Origin of the sequence: Flavobacterium sp. XGLA_31 (assembly GCF_051547105.1) — a bacterium.
In the GTDB taxonomy this organism is placed as follows: Bacteria; Bacteroidota; Bacteroidia; order Flavobacteriales; family Flavobacteriaceae; genus Flavobacterium.
The window spans coordinates 114,226-136,045 of sequence record NZ_JBPTTM010000006.1 but is presented as its reverse complement, the minus strand read 5'-3'; the positions used below and the strand labels follow the sequence as shown (position 1 = coordinate 136,045).

Genomic DNA, 21,820 nt, shown 5'->3' with positions numbered 1-21,820 from the left:
ACTGTAAATTTGTAACATTAAAATTACAGAGTCTGAACTTTTGTTTGATTTTTCTAATGCATAGATTTTCAGAGCTTTCGTATTGATATGAGAAGAATAGTCGTCATAATTGCTTTAACCCTCTTTTTAAAACCGGTTTTTCCGGTGATAGAGTACATCGTAAATTATGACTATATAGCTAAGGTACTCTGTGTAAATAAAGACAAACCCATGATGCACTGTAACGGGAAATGTCATTTAATGAAACAATTGGCGAAGGAAGCCGAAAACGAAAAACCGATTGTTCCTAATAAAAAAGGAAGTGTACAGGAAACGGAAATGGTTTTCTGTTTGTATGGACCAACTTTTGAACTACCAAAAATATATTTTAATTCCATTCCGAAAATAAACACATATTATGCTGACTTTTATGATTATGCAGCTACACTAAGTGTGTTTCACCCTCCTGCCGTTTAAATCAATTGTATTCAGTGGTCAAATGACTTTTGATGTGATTTGACAGGACACTTGTGTCCAAAAACTCTCGGAACTATTTTCCGATAGGGAATGTATTAATTTAAATAAACAAAAAAAATGAAACGTTTACATACGATTATGGCTATTATAGCCACCGGAATTCTATTATCTCTAACTTCCTGCTCCAGCAGTACTGATGAAGCTGTCATTGATGAGCTGGCGAATATTTCTAAGTTTCAGGAAATAACAAATGCTACTCATACCTTGGAATTATATTCTCATTTGGGAAGCCTTGAACAAGGATATAATGAAATATCCATTCGCATTAAGGATAATGCAACCCACACTTATGTCAAAAATGCGGAGGTGAGCTGGATGCCTTTAATGCACATGTCTATGATGACTCATTCCTGTCCAAAATCAGCAGTTGAAAAAGTTACCGCTGACGGAACGCTTTATGAAGGTTATATAGTATTTCAAATGCCTCAAAATGATACTGAATATTGGGATTTGCAAATCAATTATACGATAGACGGTACTGACTATAGCACTACAGCTGTCATTGATGTTCCTGCTTCTGCTGAACGAAGAGTAAATACTTTTACCGGATCAGACGGGGTGAAATACATCGTAGCTTATGTCGAACCCCACCACCCAAAAGTAGCAGTGAACGACATGACAGTAGGGATTTTTAAAATGCAGGATATGATGCATTTCCCGGTGGTTGATGGCTATAGTTTACAAATTGACCCGAGGATGCCGAGTATGGGGAATCATGGTTCGCCTAATAATGTGGCAGCGACTCAAGCTGCACCGGGAGGATTGTATACGGGTAAAATGTCGTTGACCATGACCGGGTATTGGAAAATAAACCTGCAATTAATCAGCCCTGAAGGCACAGTGTTGAAAGGGGAAGCTGTTTCCGATGCTGTGACCGAAAGCAGTCTTTATTTTGACTTTGAATTTTAAACAACAGTAACTACTCATAAAAGGTCATTTGGGATTGACCATATGACCTTTTTAATTTTTTTTACAATGAAAAGATATTTGTTGTGTTTTCTTTTGGGTCCTATTGTGGCCGTTATGGCGCAGGAAACACCAAAAGATACCGTTAAGCCATTAGAGCTAAAAGAAATAATAGTTATTGGTAAAAAGACCCCTTTAGCCGAAAGACAATCAAAGACATTATCCTCTATTGATGAATACCTTCAAAAGTCAATGAAGGTTGGTATGATTAAAAGAGGCGCCTATGCCTGGGAACCCATCATCAACAGTATGGCTACCGAAAGAACTTTGGTTACTATTGACGGCATGCGCATTTTTGGTGCTTGTACTGATAAAATGGATCCGATAACATCGTATGTTGAGGTTTCAAATTTGTCTGAAGCAACCGTTTGTTCCGGACAGGAAGGCGCTTGTTATGGCAGTACCATAGGTGGTTCGGTGGATTTGAAAAGGAATCCGAATGCCTTTAGCAATAAGAAATGGGATTTTAATTTTAATTCAGGTTTTGAATCGAATAACAGACAAAAAATTATAGGAGCTTCTGTTACGTATGCCGACAGTTTGTTTTATTTTGACACCGATTTTATGTCGCGCAATGCCGATAATTACAAAGCAGGAAATGACAGGGAAATTTTGTTTTCTCAGTTTAAAAAAATCAACTTTTCCGGAACTTCCGGTTTTAAGTTGGCTAAAAATCATTTGGTTGAAGCCTCCGTTATTTATGATAAAGCTACCAATGTGGGCTATCCGGCTCTACCTATGGATGTGTCATTGGCCGAGGCACTCATTACTTCCTTAAAATGGGATTATGTTCCAATACAATCTATCGTGAACGATTGGGAAACCAAAATTTATTTTAATACCATAACCCACCGAATGGATGATACCCATCGTCCATCAGTTCCTATACACATGGACATGCCGGGTTGGAGCTCAACCTATGGTTATTATTCTAAAGTCAAAGCAGTAGCTGCCAATCATCATTGGGTATTCAACCTGAGTGCTTTTTACAACCAGTCTAAAGCCGAAATGACCATGTATCCGCAAGATCCGAACGAGAATCCGATGTTTATGTATACCTGGCCTGATGTGCGGACTTTTTACCAAGGTTTTTATGCGGAAGATGATTATGCTTTTACATGTCATTCAGGACTTAAGGTTTCGGGAGCTGTTGGTTTGCACAGCAACAAGGTGGCCAGCACGTTTGGATTGGAAAGCCTTCAGATTTTTTATCCCGATATGAAAGCAGAGCGACAACGCATACTGAAAAGTTTGGCCTTGAATTATCATTACGGTAAAGATATTGTTACCTATGGTTTAGGGATTGCTTATGGCGAAAGAGCGCCTTCGGTTTCTGAGGGCTACGGATTTTACTTGTACAACAGCTTTGATAATTATGACCAAATAGGAAATCCCAACCTGAAAAATGAAAAATCGGTTGAAGGAAATGGGTTTGTCGGATTCCAAAGCAAAAAAGGTTCTGTTAAAGTAACGGCTTCTTATTTTCATATTGTCAATTATATTATTGCCCAGCCTCATGCCGATTTGGTGCCGATGACTATAGGAGCAAATGGCGTAAAAGTCTACAATGCCGTGCCTTATGCTACTATTTGGAACGTTGGTTGGAATGCAGCATACAAACTTACTCCCGAACTCAAATGGAAGGGGCAGGTGCTTTACACTTATGGCAAAGATTCTAAAGAAGTTAATTTACCTTTTATCAGTCCACTTAGCTATACCACAGATTTGGTGTATCATACTAACAAATATTCAGCAGAACTCAGTCTGCAAGGCAATGCCACTCAAACCCGTTACAGTCCCTATTACGGAGAAGACAGAACACCGGATTATGCTTTGATTAACGCCGGTTTTGGATATAATTTTAAAATCGGTTCCTGTAGTTTTGGATTGCGAGCCGGTGTTGAGAATCTTTTGGACACGTATTACACCACGTATTCAGATTGGAACAATATTCCACGTATGGGGCGTAATTTTTATACCGATTTGGTTGTGAAATTTTAGTGTTTTGCGTGTTGCTTTATTGGGTTTGTTCGGGTGTTAAGGGCTAATTAAAGGAGCAAAACTATCCCTACAGGCGGGAAAACTATCAGTGCAGGTACGAAAACTATCCCTGCAGGTGGGAAAACTATCAGTGCAGGCGGGAAAACTATCAGTGCAGGTGCGAAAACTATCGGTGCAGGTGCGAAAACTATCGGTGCAGGTGCGAAAACTATCAGTGTAGGTGGGAAAACTATCCCTGCAGGTGGGAAAACTATCAGTGCGGGTGCGAAAACTATCCCTGCAGGTAGGAAAACTATCAGTGTAGGCGTGAAAACTATCGGGAAGGGTGCTTTTGTTTTGAAATTTGATAGTATTAAAAAAAGGAAAGCCTGTCAATCAAACGATTTACAGGCTTTTGATTTGTTCTAAAGTTTTTTTAGTGAAGTTGGGGAGGGTAGCTGCGTTCAGCTCCACCGTTCCATACCTGCAAATGCAATTGGCTGTCTTTGACAAGACAGGCGGCTATAAATGAAAAAATCCATTCAAGTAAACTTGATGGATTTTTATCATTTACATCCGCATTGCAATTGCGAGTGATGTGGAGTCGGGGAGAGTCGAACTCCCGTCCAAACAAGCAACTAAAGAGCTTTCTACACGTTTAGTCTCTGATTCAATTTTCGACATTAGGCTGTGCCAAAGACCGCGACCCAATGCTTAGCTCTATGAGTGTCAGAAAGGATTCAGAACATTACCTTTCCTAGGTTTACTTTTACGGTTCCCCTAAACCAGCCGCCATAAACCAAGGCTTCTGAGGAGAATCCAGCTTCTCGTCCTTGACGAGACTAGGCAAATCTTACTATGATTCAGATTAAGCAGCTAAAGCGTAATTATTTTCGCCGTTTATAAGTTTGTACCTTTGGATTTACGAGCCAAAAGTACAAGGCTCGACGTGCTTACTGTTCAATTCGACTTGCTGTCAAAACCAGTCGACCCCAATAACAGTTTTTGCTTTCGCAAAAATTATGCCGTAAAGGTAAGGCAAAAAATCAGCATTTGCTATTCTTCACCGTCCTGATTCAATTTAAAGGGATAGTCTCCGAATAATGCAGCCAGATTTTTAGTTTGGTATGTTTTTTTGGTGAACTTATTTGACAGGGCAATGATGGTTACTTTTTCTTTTCTCAAATTCAGGAAGGATGAGGTATTGCCGTGCCACCAGCCGTTGTGATAGTAAAAGGGTTCTCCTTTTTCAAAGCAGGTCATTCTTACGCCTAAGCCATAGTTTCGGATGCCTTTGCATTCATTGCTGTATCCGGTGTATATTTTTTTTATTAAATCAGGGTTCAGGAAGAACGGGGCGTAACGGGCTTTGTCAAATTTGAGTAAATCTCTCGGAGTGGAATAAATGTTTTTATCGCCATAAATTCCGTCTAAGTAATCTACCCCGATTTCTACGTTATTTCCTTTATATGATGGCGCTACATTCCCACGGTCTTTGGTAATGTCAAATACAAAAGTATGGGTCATCCCCAGCGGAGAGAAAATCATTTCTTTCATCGCTTCGGGGTATTTTAACCCGGTTACTTTTTCGATAATTAATGCCAACATGGCATAGTTGGTGTTGCAATAACTGAAGTGCGTATCTGTTTTGGTCTCCAATGGGATTTGTTTGTCGACCATAACTTTGACAATATCTTCATTGGTTAGTGTTTGTTTTTTGTCCCAATTCCCGTTTTCATAAGTGAAATAGGCATAGTTTTTCATCCCACTTCTGTGGTTCAGTAAGGTTTGCACCGTTACATCGGGATAAGGGAAATTTTTGATGATGGTATTTACTTTTTGATTCAGTGTGATTTTTTTGGTATCAACCAACATTAACACGGCGGTGGAAGTCAAAACTTTACTTACTGAGGCAATGTGCAAAGGAGTGTCTTTGGTGATTTTTTCATCGGTGCTTTTATTGGCATACCCCATGTAATTTTCATAAATAATCTGCCCGTTTTTGGCTACTAAAAAAGCAACGTTATCATTCTTTTCAGACCATATTTTTTCGAAGAAACGTTCTGCACCGTATTTTTTATCGGCGATATAATCAGCAGTAAGTTTGGGCATTTCTTCCTGTAAGGGTTGCATCACGGGAATCCCTTCTTTATTGACTTTAAGGATGCCTTCTTCTGTTTTTTCTTGTTTGGTACAGGAAATAAAAAGTAGTGTTGCGGTTAGTAAAACGGCTATATGTCGGGTTAAATTCAGCGTCATTTTTTAAATAATTGGATAACAAATATAAGTATTCAGTCTAAGGTTTGCATCGCTTTTTTTGAAAGCTATCAACAGGTTTTTCACAATTGCAAACGATGATTTTGTAAAGAGTTAATTGTCAACTTACGTTTTACAAAAAGAGAATGGTTATTTCTTGAAAAAAGTTTTGAAAACGTTTCGCATACTACTACTTTTGGCGGGAAATAAAATTTGCTACAATGAAATTTGGAATCATAAAAGAACGAAAAAATCCACCTGACAGAAGAGTTGTTTTTACCCCGGAAGAATTGGTACGTTTACAACAAGAGCATCCCGAAGCAGTGGTAAGGGTTGAGAGCTCGGATATTCGCGTTTTCAAAGATGAGGAATACAAAAATCTCGGTATTGAGGTGGCCGAAGATATATCGGATTGTGATGTGTTTTTTGGAGTAAAAGAAATTCCTGTGGATTATCTGATTCCAAATAAAAAGTATTTTTTCTTTTCACATACCATTAAAAAGCAAGCCCATAACCGAAAGTTGTTGCAGGCCATTTTGGCTAAAAACATTGAGCTCTATGATCATGAAACCATAGTGGATGCCAACAACAGAAGGTTGATTGGTTTTGGACGTTATGCCGGAATCGTGGGAGCGTATAATGGTTTCAGAGCTTTTGGAATTAAATATGAGTTATTCAATTTGCCAAAGGCGGAAACGTTGCACAGCCAAGCTGATTTGATTGAACGATTAAAACGCCCGGTGTTGCCTAACATTAAAATTGTTTTGACCGGTCACGGTAAAGTAGGCATGGGGGCTAAGGAAATGCTGGACGGAATGAAAATAAAACAGGTTTCGGTGGAGGATTTTTTAAACAAAATTTATACACAGCCCGTTTACACTCAAATTGACGTACTGGATTACAACAAGCGTTTGGACGGTCAGGTTTTAGACAATACTGATTTTTACAAAAATCCGCAGGAATACACTTCTGATTTTGAACGGTTCAGTAAAGTAGCTGATATATTTATAGCTGGTCATTTTCACGGAAACGGTTCGCCCGATATCTTAACCCGCGAAATGCTTCAGGCGGTAGATTGTAAAATTAAAGTAGTTGCCGATATTTCTTGTGATGTGGACGGTCCGATAGCCTGTACCATCAAAGCTTCTACTATTGCCGATCCATTCTTTGGGTATTTGCCAAGCGAAAATAAAGAAGTGCCTTATACCCACCCGGGCTCAGTTATGGTCATGTCGGTGGATAATTTGCCTTGCGAGTTGCCTAAAGATGCCAGTGAAGGATTTGGTGAGATGTTCATGCAACATGTGATTCCTGCCTTTTTTAATGGGGATAAGGACGGTATACTGCAACGGGCTAAAATTACCGAACAGGGTAAACTTACACCTCGTTTTGCTTATCTTCAGGATTATGTAGACGGTAAATAACAGATTAGTATCAAAAAGGAAATCTCGAGTAACATCGGGATTTTTTTTATGGAAATTGTTTTAAGAAATCGATTTCGTTAATAACTAATTAAAAGGAATAGTGAGCTAAAACTATTATAAATGTATTTTTAGACTCAAAAATTAAATAATAACTACATAAATCAAAAACGCTTTGATATGAAAAAGTTTCAACTTTTGGGACTGTTGTTTTTAGGAACGCTACTGAATGCCCAAAATGTACAATCTCCTTCGAAAAATATTTCGGTTGATTTTAAACTAATTGAGAACGGGCAACCCGCTTATAGTGTGTATTATAAAAACAAAGCGGTTGTCCTTTTAAGTTATTTAGGTATCAAGCTGAAAGGAGGGGGAGATTTGACGGCTGATTTTTCTTTGGACAATTCCTCTAGCCGAGCTGTTAATGAAACGTGGCAACCAGTTTTAGGAGAACAAGCGAATATAAAAAATAGTTATAATGAGTTAACCGTTTCGCTAAGTCAAAATAAATCAGGACGAAAAATGAATATCATTTTCCGGGTTTTTGATGAAGGTGTTGCTTTTCGTTATGATTTTCCGAAACAGGCCAACTTAAATTATTTTATTATTTCGGATGAGGTATCGGAGTTTAATTTGACCGGTGACCATACTGTTTTCTGGTTGCCGGGTGATTTTGACAGCCAGGAATACCCTTATGCAGAAACAAAGTTTTCTGAAATTAACACCGATAATATTGACAAAAATAACGGTATTGCTTTAAAATCAATAGCAGGGAAATATGTAGTGCAGTCACCCCTGATGATGAAAACCGCAGAGAAGCTTTATCTGAATATTTTTGAAGCGGCGGTAGTGAATTACCCGGTAATGCATTTGGATGCTGATGTGCAGAATTACGTTTTAAAATCGCATTTGGTTCCCAATGCTATCGGAGATAAAGCTTATTTGCAAACTCCTTGCGTATCGCCTTGGCGGACTGTAATGGTGAGTGATGATGCGCGTGATATTGTAGGGTCAAAGATGATTTTGAATTTAAATGAGCCATCTAAAATTGATGATACTTCCTGGATAAAGCCTATGAAATATGTTGGTGTTTGGTGGGAAATGCATGTAGGGAAGTCGACTTGGGATTATGCCGGTTCTCAAAATGCTCAAAACGCGGCTGATGGTCAACTGAAACCTTCCGGGAAGCATGGTGCTACCACCGAAAACACCAAAAGATATATTGATTTTGCTGCTAAAAACGGTTTTGACGGTGTCTTGGTGGAAGGCTGGAACACAGGCTGGGAGGATTGGTTTGGCAATTGGAAAGAAGAAGTGTTTGACTTTACGACGCCCTATCCGGATTTTGATTTGCAAGCGGTAAACGATTATGCCAAATTAAAAGGAATTAAAATGATTATGCACAACGAAACTTCGGGTTCGGTTGCCAATTATGAAAGACATTTGGACCGAGCTTTGGAATTGATGACTCAATATGGTTATCCGGCAGTAAAAACAGGTTATGTGGGACGCATCATACCACGTGGCGAATTTCATGACGGACAAACGATGGTCAATCATTTTAACTATGTAGCTCGCAGAGCTGCGGATTATAAAGTAATGGTGAACTCGCATGAAAGCTCACGTCCGACAGGCTATAGCAGAACTTATCCGAATTACATTGCTGCTGAAGCTGCCCGCGGAACAGAATTCAACGCCTGGAGTTCGGGCAATCCCCCGATGCATGAAACCATTTTACCTTTTACAAGATTATTGGGAGGACCGATGGATTATACACCAGGTATCTTTGAAATCAAAATGAATGTTTATGATTCCAAGAAAACAGAACAGGTTCATACCACATTGGCTAAACAATTGGCCTTATATGTTACGATGTACTCTCCTTTGCAGATGGCTGCGGATTTACCTGAAAATTATGAAAAATATCCCGATGCTTTTCAGTTTATCAAAGACGTTGCAGTAGATTGGCAAGAAAGTAACTATTTAGAGGCTGAGCCGGGAGATTATTTAACGGTTGTTCGAAAAGACAAAAAATCAGAAAATTGGTTTTTGGGTGCCATAACCGATGAAAATGCGCGTAACACAGAAATTAAATTGGACTTTTTAACCCCGAAGAAAAAGTATCAAGCCATTGTTTATCAGGATGGTCCAGATGCAGATTGGCAGAAAAATCCAAAATCCTATACTGTAAAAACAATACAAGTAACGTCAAAATCCAAAATAAAGTTACATTTGGCTAACGGAGGAGGGACGGCTATCAGTTTCAAACCGATTAATTAAACCAATCAAACTAACCAACCAACCAAACCAAAATTATGACATCCGAACAAACTAAAACCAATTGGGCCCAATTTATTCCCTTAGTGACTGTATTTTTCTTTTGGGGATTTGTAGCAGCCAGTAATGACATTTTAATTCCGGTTTTCAAAAAAGCTTTTGATTTAACCCAAGGACAAAGTCAGCTCGTATCGGTAGCATTTTATGTTGCTTATACTGTAGGTTCTATAATTTACATGATAATATCCTATTTGACCAAAGGAGATTTAATAAACCGAATCGGATATAAAAACTCTTTAGCTTTAGGACTTGTTATTTCTGCCTTGGGAACGCTGTTGTTCTATCCGGCAGCAAATTCAGGTTCTTTTCCGTTAATGCTTTCCGGATTGTTTATTGTGGCTTTGGGATTCTCATTACAACAAACTGTGGCCAATCCGTTAGCCATTGCTTTAGGACCTATCACTACCGGATCACAACGATTGACTTTGGCAGGCGGTGTGAATAACTTAGGTACGACCATCGGTCCGTTGATAGTGAGTTTTGCCATTTTTGGTTCAGCCACTTCAAGTAATACCGATATGAGTATAGAAAGTGTTAAGATACCTTATTTGGTGTTGGGAGGAGCATTCTTATTGGTGGCTGTTTTATTGAAGATGTCTTCATTGCCCGATAAACCACAAGCGGTTGTTGCAACCGAAGACAGTACAAGCAACAATAGAAGTTCAGCGTTAAAGTACCCACAATTGATTCTGGGAATGATAGGGATTTTTGTTTATGTTGGTGTTGAAGTCTCAACTGCCAGTAATTTACCGGCTTACATGGAAAAAGGTTTAGGCTATATGACTAAGGATATTGCCCCTTTTATTTCCCTGTATTGGGCAAGTTTGATGATTGGTCGTTGGACCGGTGCCATTGAAGCCTTTACTGATAATATGAACAAACAAAGGATATTACGCTTTATTGCGCCCTATTTAGCTTTTGGAGTTTTCTTAGGGGTTAATAAATTTATGGATCATGATTTGTCTCATTTTTATATTTATGCGTTAATTATTATTGTATTGATTATTGCGGATATGGCCAGTAAAGGGAGTCCTGCAAAAATGCTTTTGATTTTCTCTGTTTTGGGAATTTTGGCTTTGCTAATAGGGATGTCAACGTCTGGGATGACCAGTGTTTATGCCTTTACTTCAGTAGGATTGTTTTGCAGTACGTTATGGCCTTGTATTTTTACGTTAGCCATCAGTGGTTTAGGAAAACATACCAGTCAAGGCAGTAGTTTTTTGATTATGATGATTATGGGAGGTGGAATTATAAGCTGGTTGCAAGGTTATTTGGCTGATATGACTAATATTCATTCCAGTTATATTGTTGGTGTAATTTGTTTTGCCTATTTGGCATTTTACGCATGGAAAGTTACCGGTATTTTGAAAAATCAAGGGATTGATTTTGAGAATAAAATAGAAGGTGGACACTAAAGATATATAAATCAAAAATCCCGCTAGGTGTTACCACTTCGCGGGATTCTCGAACCCTAACCAAACATCTAAAACCAATCTAACCTTTTATTTTTGACCTTCAATTTTTGTTTTGGTACCATCTGCTTTATAGTAATAGTACTCATCACTGTTGTTTGAAGAAGTATTGTAATCGTCATTGTCTCTATCATCATTGTCATTGTGTTGGTAGTAATTATAAGTGTATCCTCGATTTCTTCCTTTCACACTTCCAATCATATCTACGATATCACCTCTTCGATTGTATATTAATTGCATCCCTCCAATTTGAGTCAATGACCAACGGTTGTATTTCATATAAACTGTACCAATTCGGCTTACTCGGTCTCGGCTATCATAGTTGATGAACGTGTTGCCAACTCTTCTGATTCTGCCAAAACTGTCGTGCTCAATCAAAACACCATAATTTACAGCTTTTCTTGAAGTTGCCGCAGTTGTCTGTTTTCCGGCAGTTTTATAATAGTAATCTCCTTGGCTGTCTTGTGGACGGGTATTAAAATCAAAGTCACCATTTGGGAAAACAAAAAACTCAATTCCTCTTTCTGTAAATGAGATTGGCTCATTAAGGTCAAATCTGTTTCTCCTATCTTCATCTGAATTTTTGATTACTGCTGATGCTTTCGCTGCACTTCCTGACAGTAAAATGACAGCTACTAAAAGTGTAATTTTTTTCATGATCAAACTAATTTTGAGTTTTTGCTTACTCTTTCGATTTTCAGCATCTTCGAACAAAATAATTTTGTTATGATGGGTATTTCAATCAGTGTGCCATAAATCGGTTTTCAATTCTTAAGATTTGATTAAGGATTGCTAATTAAAAGATAATCAGCGGTTTGTGTTTCTGTATAATCTTGTTTTTTTATCAAACAATATGAGGTAAAATTTATGGTAGCATTGTTTTTTTAGTACATTTGTTGCTGAATTTTGAATGAAACCTAAAAAACAATATTGATTATTCAATGAAAAACCTACTTCTTTCATTTGCCATTTTATTTATGGTCGGACAAAGTTTCGGTCAACAGTATATATCTTATTACGGCACCGTGGTAGAACAATGTTCCCAAACCAACGTCACTAATGATTTGACTGAATTTCAGGCTCTAGGTCTGAAGAAGCGCGGTACAACTGCACTCCAAAATACATTGACATGGTTAGAAAACAAATATTTAAGCTATGGATATACTGCTTCACAGATAGAAGAACAGTCTTATACCAACTCAGGTTACACTTGTAAAAATTTGATTGTGACCAAGGTTGGGACTGTTTATCCTAATACTTATGTGATTGTTTGCGGACATTACGATTCTACCGGAGGCACTGGGACCAATGACAATGGAAGTGGAGTGGCATGTATATTAGAAACAGCGCGTTTGTTGCAAAACATCCCCACGGAATATTCAATAAAATTCATTAATTTCAGCGGTGAGGAAGACGGGTTACTGGGCAGTCAAAGCTATGTAACCAATCGTGTTAATAATACGAATCCGAAAATGAATATACGTTTGGTATTGAATTTAGACGAAGTGGGTGGAGTAGCCGGTATGACAAATGATACGATTACTTGTGAGAGAGACACCAATAATAATCCCTCTACCAATAATGCGCAATCGAGCATTATGACCAACGAATTGATAACTTGTGTAGGATTGTATTCTCCTTTAAATACATATTTATCATATGCTTATGCATCCGATTATATGTCATTTCAAAGCAATAATGAAATCATTACCGGACTTTTCGAAACCAACGAAACCACTCATAAACACACCAATACCGATTTACTCATATACATGGATCCGGTTTATAACTATAATGTAGCCAAAGCCACTATAGGAGCGACCATGCATTTTGCGGTTGCCGCTACCAGTTTAGAAAGCAGCACATTTGAAAACGAAAATCAGGTCAGCTTTTATCCGAGTCCGGCTATGGATACGTTGCATATTAATCTGGGTACTCTGACCGATACACAATATTTGTTTTCATTAATTGATTTACAAGGAAAAGTGGTCTTACAAAAGCAAATAAACAATGCTCAGTTAATTGAAACAGTCACCTTGGAAAATATTACTAAAGGAATGTATCTGGCGATTTTGGAAACGTCTTCAAAAAGAATCACGAAGAAAATTATGATTGAATAATTTTATTTCAGAAGTAAAAAGCCTCTCATAACGAGAGGCTTTTTTATTTTTTATAATTTGTCTTTCAAGTAAAATCCAGTAATCGATTTTTTGTTTTTTACCAAATCTTCCGGAGTTCCAATTGCGAGGAGTTGTCCACCGTTTTCACCGCCTTCCGGTCCTAAATCGATTATCCAATCGGCACATTTTATCAAATCCAGATTGTGCTCGATAACGATGATGGAATGACCTTTTTCAATCAAAGCATCAAATGAAGCTAATAGCTTTTTAATGTCATGAAAATGTAAACCGGTTGTTGGCTCATCAAAAACAAATAAAGCTTTTTCTTTGGTAGCTCCCTTAACCAAAAATGATGCTAACTTGATGCGTTGTGCTTCACCACCGGAAAGAGTTGAGGAGGATTGTCCCAATTGTACATATCCTAACCCTACATCTTGTAAAGGTTGCAGCTTCTGAATGATTTTGGTTTGCTTATTTTCGGCAAAGAACATAATGGCATCATCAATAGTCATTGTTAGGATATCATCTATATTTTTACCTTCAAAAGTTACTTCCAGTACTTCTTTCTTAAAACGTTTGCCACCACAAGTATCACAAGGCAATGAAACGTCAGCCATAAACACCATTTCAACATTTATAGAGCCTTCTCCCTTACAGGTTTCACATCGACCGCCATCTACATTAAAAGAAAAATGTTTAGCCTGATAGCCACGTACTTTTGACAGCTTTTCTTTGGCATACAAATCTCGAATATCATCATAAGCTTTGATATAAGTTACCGGATTGGAACGGGAACTTCTTCCGATAGGGTTTTGATCCACATATTCAATGTGTTTGATATGCGAAAAACTTCCGGTTAATTCGGTGAACTGACCGGCTTTGTCTCCAATACCTTCTATCTTTTTTTGTACAGCAGGAAAAAGAATTTTCTTTACTAAGGTACTCTTTCCACTTCCCGAAACACCGGTAATAACGGTTAAACTTTCTAGTGGAAATGCCACGTCTATATTTTGCAGGTTATTTTCACGGGCGCCTTTGATTTCGATATAATTATTTGATTTTCTTCTTTTCTTCGGAATGGAAATTTCTAATTGTCCATTCAGATATTTTGCAGTTAAAGAATCCGATTTTAGGATTTCTGTAAAAGTACCTTCGGCTACCAATTCCCCTCCGAAAGTTCCCGCTTCAGGACCAATATCTATAATTCGGTCAGCTGCCTTCATAATATCCTCGTCATGTTCCACAACAATAACGGTATTCCCTAAATCGCGCAGGTTTTTCAGTACTTTTATCAAACGTTCCGTATCTTTTGGATGCAAACCAATACTGGGTTCGTCCAAGATATACATCGAACCCACCAAACTGCTTCCCAATGAAGTAGCCAGATTAATACGTTGTGATTCACCACCTGAAAGAGTGGCGGAATTGCGATTCAAAGTCAAGTAATCCAATCCTACATCGCTCAGAAAAGCCAACCGGTTATTGATTTCAATTAAAAGTCGTTTGGCCACTTTGGCATCGTATTCAGAAAGCGTCAATTCTTTAAAAAAAGGAATCAAACTTTTGATTGACATATCAACCAATTCTGAAATGGTTTTGCCGCCAACGGCAATATAGTTGGCTTCTTTGCGTAAACGTTTGCCTTTGCAAGTTGTACACTTGGTTTTACCTCGATAACGCGAGAGCATCACTCGGTTTTGAATTTTATAATTTTTCTCTTCGAGTTCTCTAAAAAAGTCATCCAATCCTGTGAAGTAGCTGTTGCCTTTCCAAATTAAATCCCGTTGCTCTTCGTTTAATTCAAAATACGGTTTATGAATAGGGAAGTCAAATTTGTAGGCATTGTTGACCAATTGGTCACGGTACCAACTCATGCTTTCACCACGCCAGGGAAATATAGCATTTTCATATACAGAAAGAGAGGTGTTAGGAATAACCAATTCTTCATCAACACCAATTATGTTGCCGTATCCTTCACAAGTAGGACAGGCGCCATAAGGATTGTTGAAACTGAAAAGATGAATGTTTGGCTCCAAAAAAGTCATACCGTCCAACTCAAAATTGGTACTGAATTCCAGACGTTTATTCGTTTGCAATTCCTGTAAATAACAAATCCCTTTGCCTTCAAAGAAAGCTGTCTGAACAGCATCTGCCAAACGGTTAAAAAACTCTTCCTCTTGTTTTACTACAATTCGGTCAATAATCAAAAGAATGTCTTTGTTATCTAACGAATGTTGCTCAATTTCATCTAAACGAACCATTTCATTATCAACCAAAATACGGGCAAACCCCTGTTGTAGTAAGACTTTCAGTTTGTCTTCGAGTTTTCTGCCTTCCTCTAAATGAATAGGAGCAAGCAGGAGCCACTTGCTGTCGGGGGTAAATGTTTTTACTTTGGAGGTAACATCGGTGACTGTATCTTTTTTGACTTCATTACCCGAAATCGGCGAATAGGTTTTTCCTACCCGGGCAAAAAGTAATTTTAAATAATCATAAATTTCAGTGGAAGTCCCAACGGTTGACCTCGCATTAGTGGTATTCACTTTTTGCTCAATGGCAATAGCCGGAGCAATGCCTTTGATGTATTCCACTTTTGGTTTGTCCAATCTTCCCAAAAACTGGCGAGCATATGAGGATAAGCTTTCCACATAGCGTCTTTGTCCTTCAGCATACAAGGTGTCAAAAGCCAAACTGGATTTTCCGGAACCTGAAAGTCCGGTAATGACAACCAATTCGTTACGTGGTATGACCACATTCAAATTTTTTAAATTGTGGATTTGAGCACCTTTGATTAAGATGTTTTTCTTGGGTTCCAATGTAGCTATTTCAGTACTTTTCATAGTAAAAAAGGGAATGAGCACAAAGATAATCAATTAGTAACTGGGATTAAAATTATATCTAAAACCATATAAAATTGAAGCTTGTGAGATCCAAATTGCGCTTATTTTGTTAATTTTTCAATATAAATTTGTTTATTTGTTTAAAATTATGTTAAATTTGATTCATAAATAATTCACAAACAAAAATTAGCCTATAGCAAAACATTACTTTTTAGATTAAAAACTCTCTTTTTTAACCCTTACTAAAAGGTAATATTATGGCTAAATCACAACTTCCAGATGCTTTATTGGTAGATAAGTATGTTGCCGGCGATGAAAATGCTTTGGCTATACTTGTTAACAGACATCAGTCAAAAATTTACGGATACATCTATTCGAAAGTGTCGGATAGAGATATAACTGAAGATATTTTTCAGGAAACCTTTTTTAAGGTAATCCATACTCTCAAAGCAAAAAAGTACTATAATGAAGAAGGAAAGTTTCTTTCTTGGGTATTGCGTATTGCCAGTAATCTCATTATCGACAAATTCAGAAGTGATAAAAAAATGCCTTTGAACAGAGATACTGAGGATATGTCAGTCTTTGCTACTATACGCGACAATTCTATGAATATTGAATCCCGCTTGATAAAAAATCAGGTTGAAATTGATTTGAAAAATATTATTGAGGAATTGCCTCATGATCAAAAAGAGGTGGTGATGATGCGTTATTATCTGGATATGAGTTTCAAAGAAATCTCAGATTTTACAGGAGTAAGTGTTAATACGACTTTGGGACGTATGCGTTATGCCATGACTAATTTGAGAAAGGTAATTGAAAAAAATAAAATTTATTTGCCTTCGTAAACAATAAAAAGTAATTTTTTGCGTTATGCTATTGTATCTAACCAATATTATAGTTTTTATGGCAAAACTTTACTCTAAACGAAAATTAGCAAACAAAACCATGTTGCCCAAAAAAGAAACCATTCGACTAATACTTCAATATTCTTGTGCATTGAGTATTATGAAGGTGGGTAACATGAACTTCGATACAATAGCTAATTAAACAAACCGCCTGGTATAAATTTACTGGGCGGTTTGTTTTTATTCTCAAAATCCCTCGAAAACACCCAATCCGAAAAGTGCAAAATCGTATTTTACGGGATCATCGGCATCTAGTTGACGCAGATTTTGGTCTAATTCATTTAAAGCTTTAGCATCATTTTGTTTGCGGGTCAATAAGCCAAGCTTTCGGGCTACATTTCCGGAATGAACATCCAGTGGACAGGAAAGGGCGGACATTGGAATGCTTTTCCAAATACCAAAATCTACTCCAGCATTATCTTTTCGGCACATCCAACGCAAATACATATTTAATCTCTTGGCTGCAGAACCTTGCAATGGGTCGGAAATATGTTTGGTCGTTCGGGTTCCATGCTCTATTTCAAAGAATATTTTTTTAAATGCAGCAATATTTTCCTGAGTAGAAGAGAGGTGTTTACTTGTTGTAAAAGCATCTTCTAATCCATTATAATTGTTGTAAATATGTTGCAACCCTTTTATAAATGTAACACAATCTTGCCCGTTAAATGTTCTGTGAACAAAGTTTTCCATCAGTTCTAAATGACGTTCTTCATGGTTTATCACAAAATCGTAGGGTGAATTTCCCATAAAAGTAATCAATTTTTGTGCATTGTTGATAATCATTTTCCGATTCCCCCAAGTTATAGTTGCGGTCAAAAATCCGGCAATTTCGATATCCTCCTTTAATGAAAATTGATGTGGAATCTGAATGGGATCACTTTCAATAAACCTTGGATTGTTGTAAAGTATTACTTTTTCATCCAAAAACTCTTTGAGTTCGCTTTTAGTCATGACCGGTTAGTTTTTGAGAGTAAAAACCATCAGCTAAGTTATTACTTCGTTGTTGTGGCATCAGATGAAAATTGGTTTCAAAATAAATTAATTGTACCGAATTGACACACGGTAATTTTCCATTTCCATTCATCCAAAACAAGGAAGAGTCGACAGGGGTATTAAATTTCATATTGCCTCGGCTATCGCCTTTAAATTCTAATTGATACTTGGTATTCGGCTCAGGAATTAAAATGTTTTTGAAATGGAAAACACTGTTGTTTGCTAAAAAAGGATTTACGGTTAAAGCCTTGAATGAGACCGGTAAAAATAACAATATACCAATGACTGCAATACTCAAAATTTCTAAAAGTATGATGTGACGAACCTTTTTTAATAACAAGGCTAGTAAGAGTAAACCAAAAAATAATGTGAAGTAAACATAAAAACGATATTGAGGGGAACTGCAACAAAGTAATCCCAACAGAATTATAAATGCAGCATAAATGGTCCAAATTGTTTTTGGAAGTCGGTACTTGTAAATGAGAATCGGTCCCAATATAACAAAAACTACTGTGGTTATGGCAATGATACTATTGATACCATTATTGAAAAAATACAGTCCTATAAAATCCCAAAAAGAGGCATTTTCAAACCTGCTGTTCGGGAGGTAAAATGAATGCATCATACTTTTGCTAAAAAAGAAATCCATAATTTCCGTTGGAATTTTATAATTCAAATCAGGAAATGGTTGAAAAGCCAATGGAAATAAAGGATAACCGGTCAGCGTAATATTTTTGATCACTGCAATTAAAACGGTAACCGTTGTAATCAACTTAATTTGGACAGAACGTTGATTGACGGTTTTATAGTTGCTAAAGAAAATAGACAACGGGAAAAGCAATAGTATTACCGCCGTAATTTTAATAAATGAAGCGAATACAGCTAAAACAACTATCTTATTAAATACTTCCCGTTTGTTGCTTTCATTCTTTTCCAGAAAAAGGGAAAAAATAAGAAAGCTCAGTACATAAACAGGAAAATCAGGGGAAGGGGCATTGACGAATTGAAATAAAAAAACATAAGTCAACGGAAATAGACCAAAAAGTAGATCTGTTTTATTCCGATGCATGATAAATTGTTGCAACTTTCGAAAGGCAAAAAAATTCGCCAGCAACAAACAAAAGCCATTCAAATCATTGAATCGATCGTAAAGAAATGAAAAATTATAAACACTTTGTGCAATATGCCAAGCGCTCGTTTGACCAAAAAATAAATGCAGGTTGGCTAACCCTTTTACAAAACCATATTCATTTAACCATTTGATAGTCTGTATGTAATAAGTTTCATTGTCTATGATGTAGGGAAGTGTCGCACTTTGAGCCAATATCAAAAAACTACTGCTGATAAAAAGCCATTTAATTGATTTAGAAAATGAATGGAATTCTGTTAAGGCTATTTGAAACAGATACTTAAGTTCGGTTTTGTTTTGGTACCCAAAAAAAACTGAAATCAAGAATAATACAATGTGGAAGGTGAGCGAAATAGGTCCAAAGAATGCCCAGCTACTCGCCAAAAGTGTTACCCCGAACAACCCCAATATCGGGGTAAAAACAACATCAGCGGTAGAAATTTTTAACCATTTCGAAAGACCACTCCCTAAACTGACACAGGTCAAAAAAATGTAAACCCAGCTTAACAGAATTAGCAGCATGATATCATATAATTTGCCCGTCTTTCATAACCAGCTTTCGATCGGCCATATTAGCCAATTCCTCATTATGGGTTACTATGACAAAAGTTTGACCAAATTCTTCCCGGAGTTTAAAAAACAATTGGTGTAAATTTTCAGCCGAAGCTGTGTCTAAATTACCGGAAGGTTCATCTGCAAAAATCACGGCAGGTTTGTTAATTAAAGCACGCGCTACCGCAACACGTTGCTGTTCTCCTCCTGATAGTTCGTTTGGTTTGTGATGACATCTTTCGGCCAAGCCTAAGTAATCCAACAAACGTTTGGCCTCTTTTTCAGTTTCTGCCTTTTCCTTTCCCGCTATGTAAGCCGGTATACAAACGTTTTCCAAAGCGGTGAATTCAGGTAGTAATTGATGAAATTGAAAAATAAACCCCAAATGCAGGTTTCTGAATTTTGACAAGGCTTTGTCACTCAAACTCAATATATCTTCATCATTGATTTTCAGTATGGTTTCTTTTGATTTTGCAGCATTGTCCAAAGTGCCCAGAATTTGTAACAAAGTAGTTTTTCCTGCGCCTGAAGCACCTACTATAGAAACAATTTCTCCTTTTTTTATGTGTAAATCAACGCCTTTTAAAACGTGTAAAGTATCGTAATATTTGTGAATATTTTTGGCAATTATCATTCAATTCAATTTTTCACAAAGTAACAAAGTATTTTGTTTTGTTATACGGAATAGGAATTATTTATAGTTGAATAGTTTATAAATTGGTGTTAAATTAATTTATTTGTTTAATAAAAGTGTAAATTTGTTAAACAAAAAAATTAATTCTTATGAACACTACCATTGAAAAAGAATTATTTGAACTGATAGGCGACAATCATCAAATGACTTCTGCGGAAACGCCACTTAGACCCGATGCTTTTATAAAATCAGATGAAGAAAAGATGTTTAATATAGAAAACCATTTTTACGCTATAATGGAAGAAATGGGATTAGACATGACTGATGATAGTTTAAAAGGAACGCCACACAGAGTAGCTAAAATGTTTATTCAGGAAATTTTCTCCGGACTTAACCCTGCCAATAAACCTAAAGTTTCGGTTTTTGAAAATTCGTATCACTATGATAAAATGCTGGTGGAAGCCAATATTAGTTTTAATTCTACTTGTGAACATCATTTTTTACCCATCATAGGGAAAGCGCATATTGGCTATGTTTCCAGCGGAAAAGTGATTGGTTTATCCAAACTAAACCGAATCGTCGATTATTATTCAAGAAGGCCGCAAGTGCAAGAGCGATTGATTATGCAAATTTTCAACGAATTGAAAACGGTATTAGAAACTGATAGTGTTATCGTTGTCATGGAAGCCAAACATCTTTGCGTGTCCAGTCGCGGTATAAAAGATGAGAGTAGTTTTACTTCCACCATTCAGTATGGCGGGATTTTTAACGAAAAAGAAAACCGCAATGATTTCTTTAACTTAATTCAGCAAGAAAAATAGAGGTTTAGTTCCGTTTATATAATTTTTGGTTTGGAGATCCCGGATTTATTCGGGATTTTCTTTTTTGGAGAATAAAAAACCCAGTCTGCAACTCTTCAAAAGTTTCTTTTCAAAGGCCCAGAAGAAGGTGAACTGACCAAACAAAAAACCATAACTAACCAATAAAACCTGATAAACCGGGAAAATGAGTAGAATATACAAAGGGTAATAAATCCAAGCGGAAACACTTCCTTTTACAATGCCGAATAATGCTAAGATGGGTTTAGAAAGATAAGCTGCTGAAGAACCGGTAACAGCAAATACCACAATAATGACAACCATTTGCCAATTTGATTTGATATTCCAGCGCTGTTTAAAATTTGCCATCAAGAGTAAAGTTCCACAAATCTAATCATTTTTATGGTCTTGGCACAAATCCTGCCAGTTGTTGTTTGTTGGCTATTTGGAAATAAATAAAATAATTGTAAATCAAATAGTTTACTTCATACCCGTAATGAATATTAGGGTCGTAATTTATCTGCATTTCATATAAGTTGGGATTATACCGCTGAGGCTGCATCACCCGATTATTCCACTCGGCTGCATAAATCTGATTTCTGTTTTCTAAGTAGGATTCAGAGTAATAACCTCTGGGGCGTGCTTGGCCTGCCAACCAGGAGTTGAATCCGGGGTCGATAATAATTACTTCGTATTCCAAGGAATCATTGGCAATACGAACAGTGTCAGAAGTTTTTGCCGCCACGATTTTTTTATCTTTCGGGACGATGTTTTTGTCAAAATGGCAAGAAGCTAAAGCTAAGACGATAACCAGAGTAAAAAGCAACTTTTTCATAGCTCATTATTTGATATAAAATTACTAAAAATGAGCTGTTGTTGTC

The 21,820-nt window shown here is 37.0% G+C and carries 17 protein-coding genes and 1 other RNA gene; 9 read left to right on the top strand and 9 right to left on the bottom strand.

Features of this window, described 5'->3' with window-relative positions; translation table 11 throughout:
• Positions 1 to 87: 87 nt before the first annotated feature.
• From ACSVH6_RS11405 to ACSVH6_RS11395, 3 genes are all read left to right on the top strand, one after another.
• Complete coding sequence (locus tag ACSVH6_RS11405; RefSeq protein ID WP_438078587.1) at positions 88 to 456, top strand: hypothetical protein; 369 nt, start codon at positions 88 to 90, stop codon at positions 454 to 456.
• A 117-nt stretch (positions 457 to 573) separates the two neighbouring features.
• Positions 574 to 1,425 carry a hypothetical protein gene (locus tag ACSVH6_RS11400; RefSeq protein WP_438078585.1) on the top strand — a complete coding sequence of 284 codons (852 nt, stop codon included), beginning with the start codon at positions 574 to 576 and terminating at the stop codon, positions 1,423 to 1,425.
• A 66-nt stretch (positions 1,426 to 1,491) separates the two neighbouring features.
• Positions 1,492 to 3,483: a TonB-dependent receptor gene (locus tag ACSVH6_RS11395; protein ID WP_438078583.1), complete on the top strand. Its 1,992-nt coding sequence runs from the start codon at positions 1,492 to 1,494 to the stop codon at positions 3,481 to 3,483.
• Between the two features lie 575 nt (positions 3,484 to 4,058).
• On the opposite strand, the gene ssrA is transcribed toward ACSVH6_RS11395, so the two are convergent.
• Positions 4,059 to 4,456, bottom strand: a transfer-messenger RNA (tmRNA) gene (gene ssrA / locus ACSVH6_RS11390).
• Between the two features lie 62 nt (positions 4,457 to 4,518).
• Entirely contained in the window at positions 4,519 to 5,721 is a 1,203-nt protein-coding gene (locus tag ACSVH6_RS11385; protein ID WP_438078581.1) for a serine hydrolase domain-containing protein, read from the bottom strand.
• 218 nt (positions 5,722 to 5,939) lie between these two features.
• Between ACSVH6_RS11385 and ACSVH6_RS11380 the strand changes: the two genes are divergently transcribed.
• The 3 genes from ACSVH6_RS11380 (at position 5,940) to ACSVH6_RS11370 (ending at position 10,891) form a co-directional block, all read left to right on the top strand.
• The gene (locus ACSVH6_RS11380) at positions 5,940 to 7,142 is read left to right on the top strand and encodes an NAD(P)-dependent oxidoreductase (protein ID WP_438078580.1); all 1,203 of its coding nucleotides are present in this window, start codon (positions 5,940 to 5,942) and stop codon (positions 7,140 to 7,142) included.
• 177 nt (positions 7,143 to 7,319) lie between these two features.
• Positions 7,320 to 9,419 (top strand): glycoside hydrolase family 97 protein, encoded by a 2,100-nt coding sequence (locus tag ACSVH6_RS11375; RefSeq protein ID WP_438078578.1) that lies wholly within the window; start codon positions 7,320 to 7,322, stop codon positions 9,417 to 9,419.
• 35 nt (positions 9,420 to 9,454) lie between these two features.
• Positions 9,455 to 10,891 (top strand): MFS transporter, encoded by a 1,437-nt coding sequence (locus tag ACSVH6_RS11370; RefSeq protein WP_438078576.1) that lies wholly within the window; start codon positions 9,455 to 9,457, stop codon positions 10,889 to 10,891.
• An 87-nt stretch (positions 10,892 to 10,978) separates the two neighbouring features.
• Here the strand turns inward: ACSVH6_RS11370 and ACSVH6_RS11365 are convergent, their stop codons facing one another.
• A complete protein-coding gene (locus ACSVH6_RS11365) occupies positions 10,979 to 11,605 on the bottom strand; it encodes a hypothetical protein (RefSeq protein ID WP_438078574.1) in 627 nt (208 codons plus the stop codon).
• Between the two features lie 284 nt (positions 11,606 to 11,889).
• On the opposite strand from ACSVH6_RS11365, the gene ACSVH6_RS11360 reads away from it, so the two are divergent.
• Entirely contained in the window at positions 11,890 to 13,068 is a 1,179-nt protein-coding gene (locus ACSVH6_RS11360) for a M28 family peptidase (RefSeq protein ID WP_438078572.1), read from the top strand.
• A gap of 50 nt (positions 13,069 to 13,118) precedes the next feature.
• Here the strand turns inward: ACSVH6_RS11360 and uvrA are convergent, their stop codons facing one another.
• Positions 13,119 to 15,908 (bottom strand): excinuclease ABC subunit UvrA, encoded by a 2,790-nt coding sequence (gene uvrA / locus ACSVH6_RS11355; RefSeq protein ID WP_438078570.1) that lies wholly within the window; start codon positions 15,906 to 15,908, stop codon positions 13,119 to 13,121.
• A 257-nt stretch (positions 15,909 to 16,165) separates the two neighbouring features.
• Here uvrA and ACSVH6_RS11350 point away from each other — a divergent pair, with 257 nt between their 5' ends.
• Positions 16,166 to 16,753, top strand: coding sequence for an RNA polymerase sigma factor (locus tag ACSVH6_RS11350; protein ID WP_438078568.1), 588 nt, complete (start codon positions 16,166 to 16,168; stop codon positions 16,751 to 16,753).
• Between the two features lie 246 nt (positions 16,754 to 16,999).
• Here ACSVH6_RS11350 and ACSVH6_RS11345 read toward each other — a convergent pair whose 3' ends face one another.
• Genes ACSVH6_RS11345 through ACSVH6_RS11335 form a run of 3 tightly spaced genes read right to left on the bottom strand, consistent with a single transcriptional unit; the run spans position 17,000 to position 20,121 of the window.
• Complete coding sequence (locus tag ACSVH6_RS11345; protein WP_438078567.1) at positions 17,000 to 17,764, bottom strand: TIGR02757 family protein; 765 nt, start codon at positions 17,762 to 17,764, stop codon at positions 17,000 to 17,002.
• Positions 17,757 to 19,457 carry an LIC_10190 family membrane protein gene (locus tag ACSVH6_RS11340; RefSeq protein WP_438078565.1) on the bottom strand — a complete coding sequence of 567 codons (1,701 nt, stop codon included), beginning with the start codon at positions 19,455 to 19,457 and terminating at the stop codon, positions 17,757 to 17,759. Before ACSVH6_RS11340 ends, ACSVH6_RS11345 begins: the two co-directional genes overlap by 8 nt.
• 4 nt (positions 19,458 to 19,461) lie before the next feature.
• On the bottom strand, positions 19,462 to 20,121 hold the full coding sequence (locus ACSVH6_RS11335; protein ID WP_438078563.1) for an ABC transporter ATP-binding protein: 660 nt from the start codon (positions 20,119 to 20,121) through the stop codon (positions 19,462 to 19,464).
• Positions 20,122 to 20,270: 149 nt separating this feature from the next.
• Between ACSVH6_RS11335 and folE the strand changes: the two genes are divergently transcribed.
• Positions 20,271 to 20,942, top strand: a complete 672-nt coding sequence (gene folE / locus ACSVH6_RS11330; protein WP_438078561.1) for a GTP cyclohydrolase I FolE — start codon at positions 20,271 to 20,273, stop codon at positions 20,940 to 20,942.
• A gap of 45 nt (positions 20,943 to 20,987) precedes the next feature.
• Here the strand turns inward: folE and ACSVH6_RS11325 are convergent, their stop codons facing one another.
• Together ACSVH6_RS11325 and ACSVH6_RS11320 are read right to left on the bottom strand one after the other, a co-directional pair.
• Positions 20,988 to 21,308 carry a DUF6787 family protein gene (locus ACSVH6_RS11325; protein WP_438078559.1) on the bottom strand — a complete coding sequence of 107 codons (321 nt, stop codon included), beginning with the start codon at positions 21,306 to 21,308 and terminating at the stop codon, positions 20,988 to 20,990.
• A gap of 31 nt (positions 21,309 to 21,339) precedes the next feature.
• The gene (locus tag ACSVH6_RS11320) at positions 21,340 to 21,774 is read right to left on the bottom strand and encodes a DUF6146 family protein (protein WP_438078558.1); all 435 of its coding nucleotides are present in this window, start codon (positions 21,772 to 21,774) and stop codon (positions 21,340 to 21,342) included.
• Positions 21,775 to 21,820: the final 46 nt, after the last annotated feature.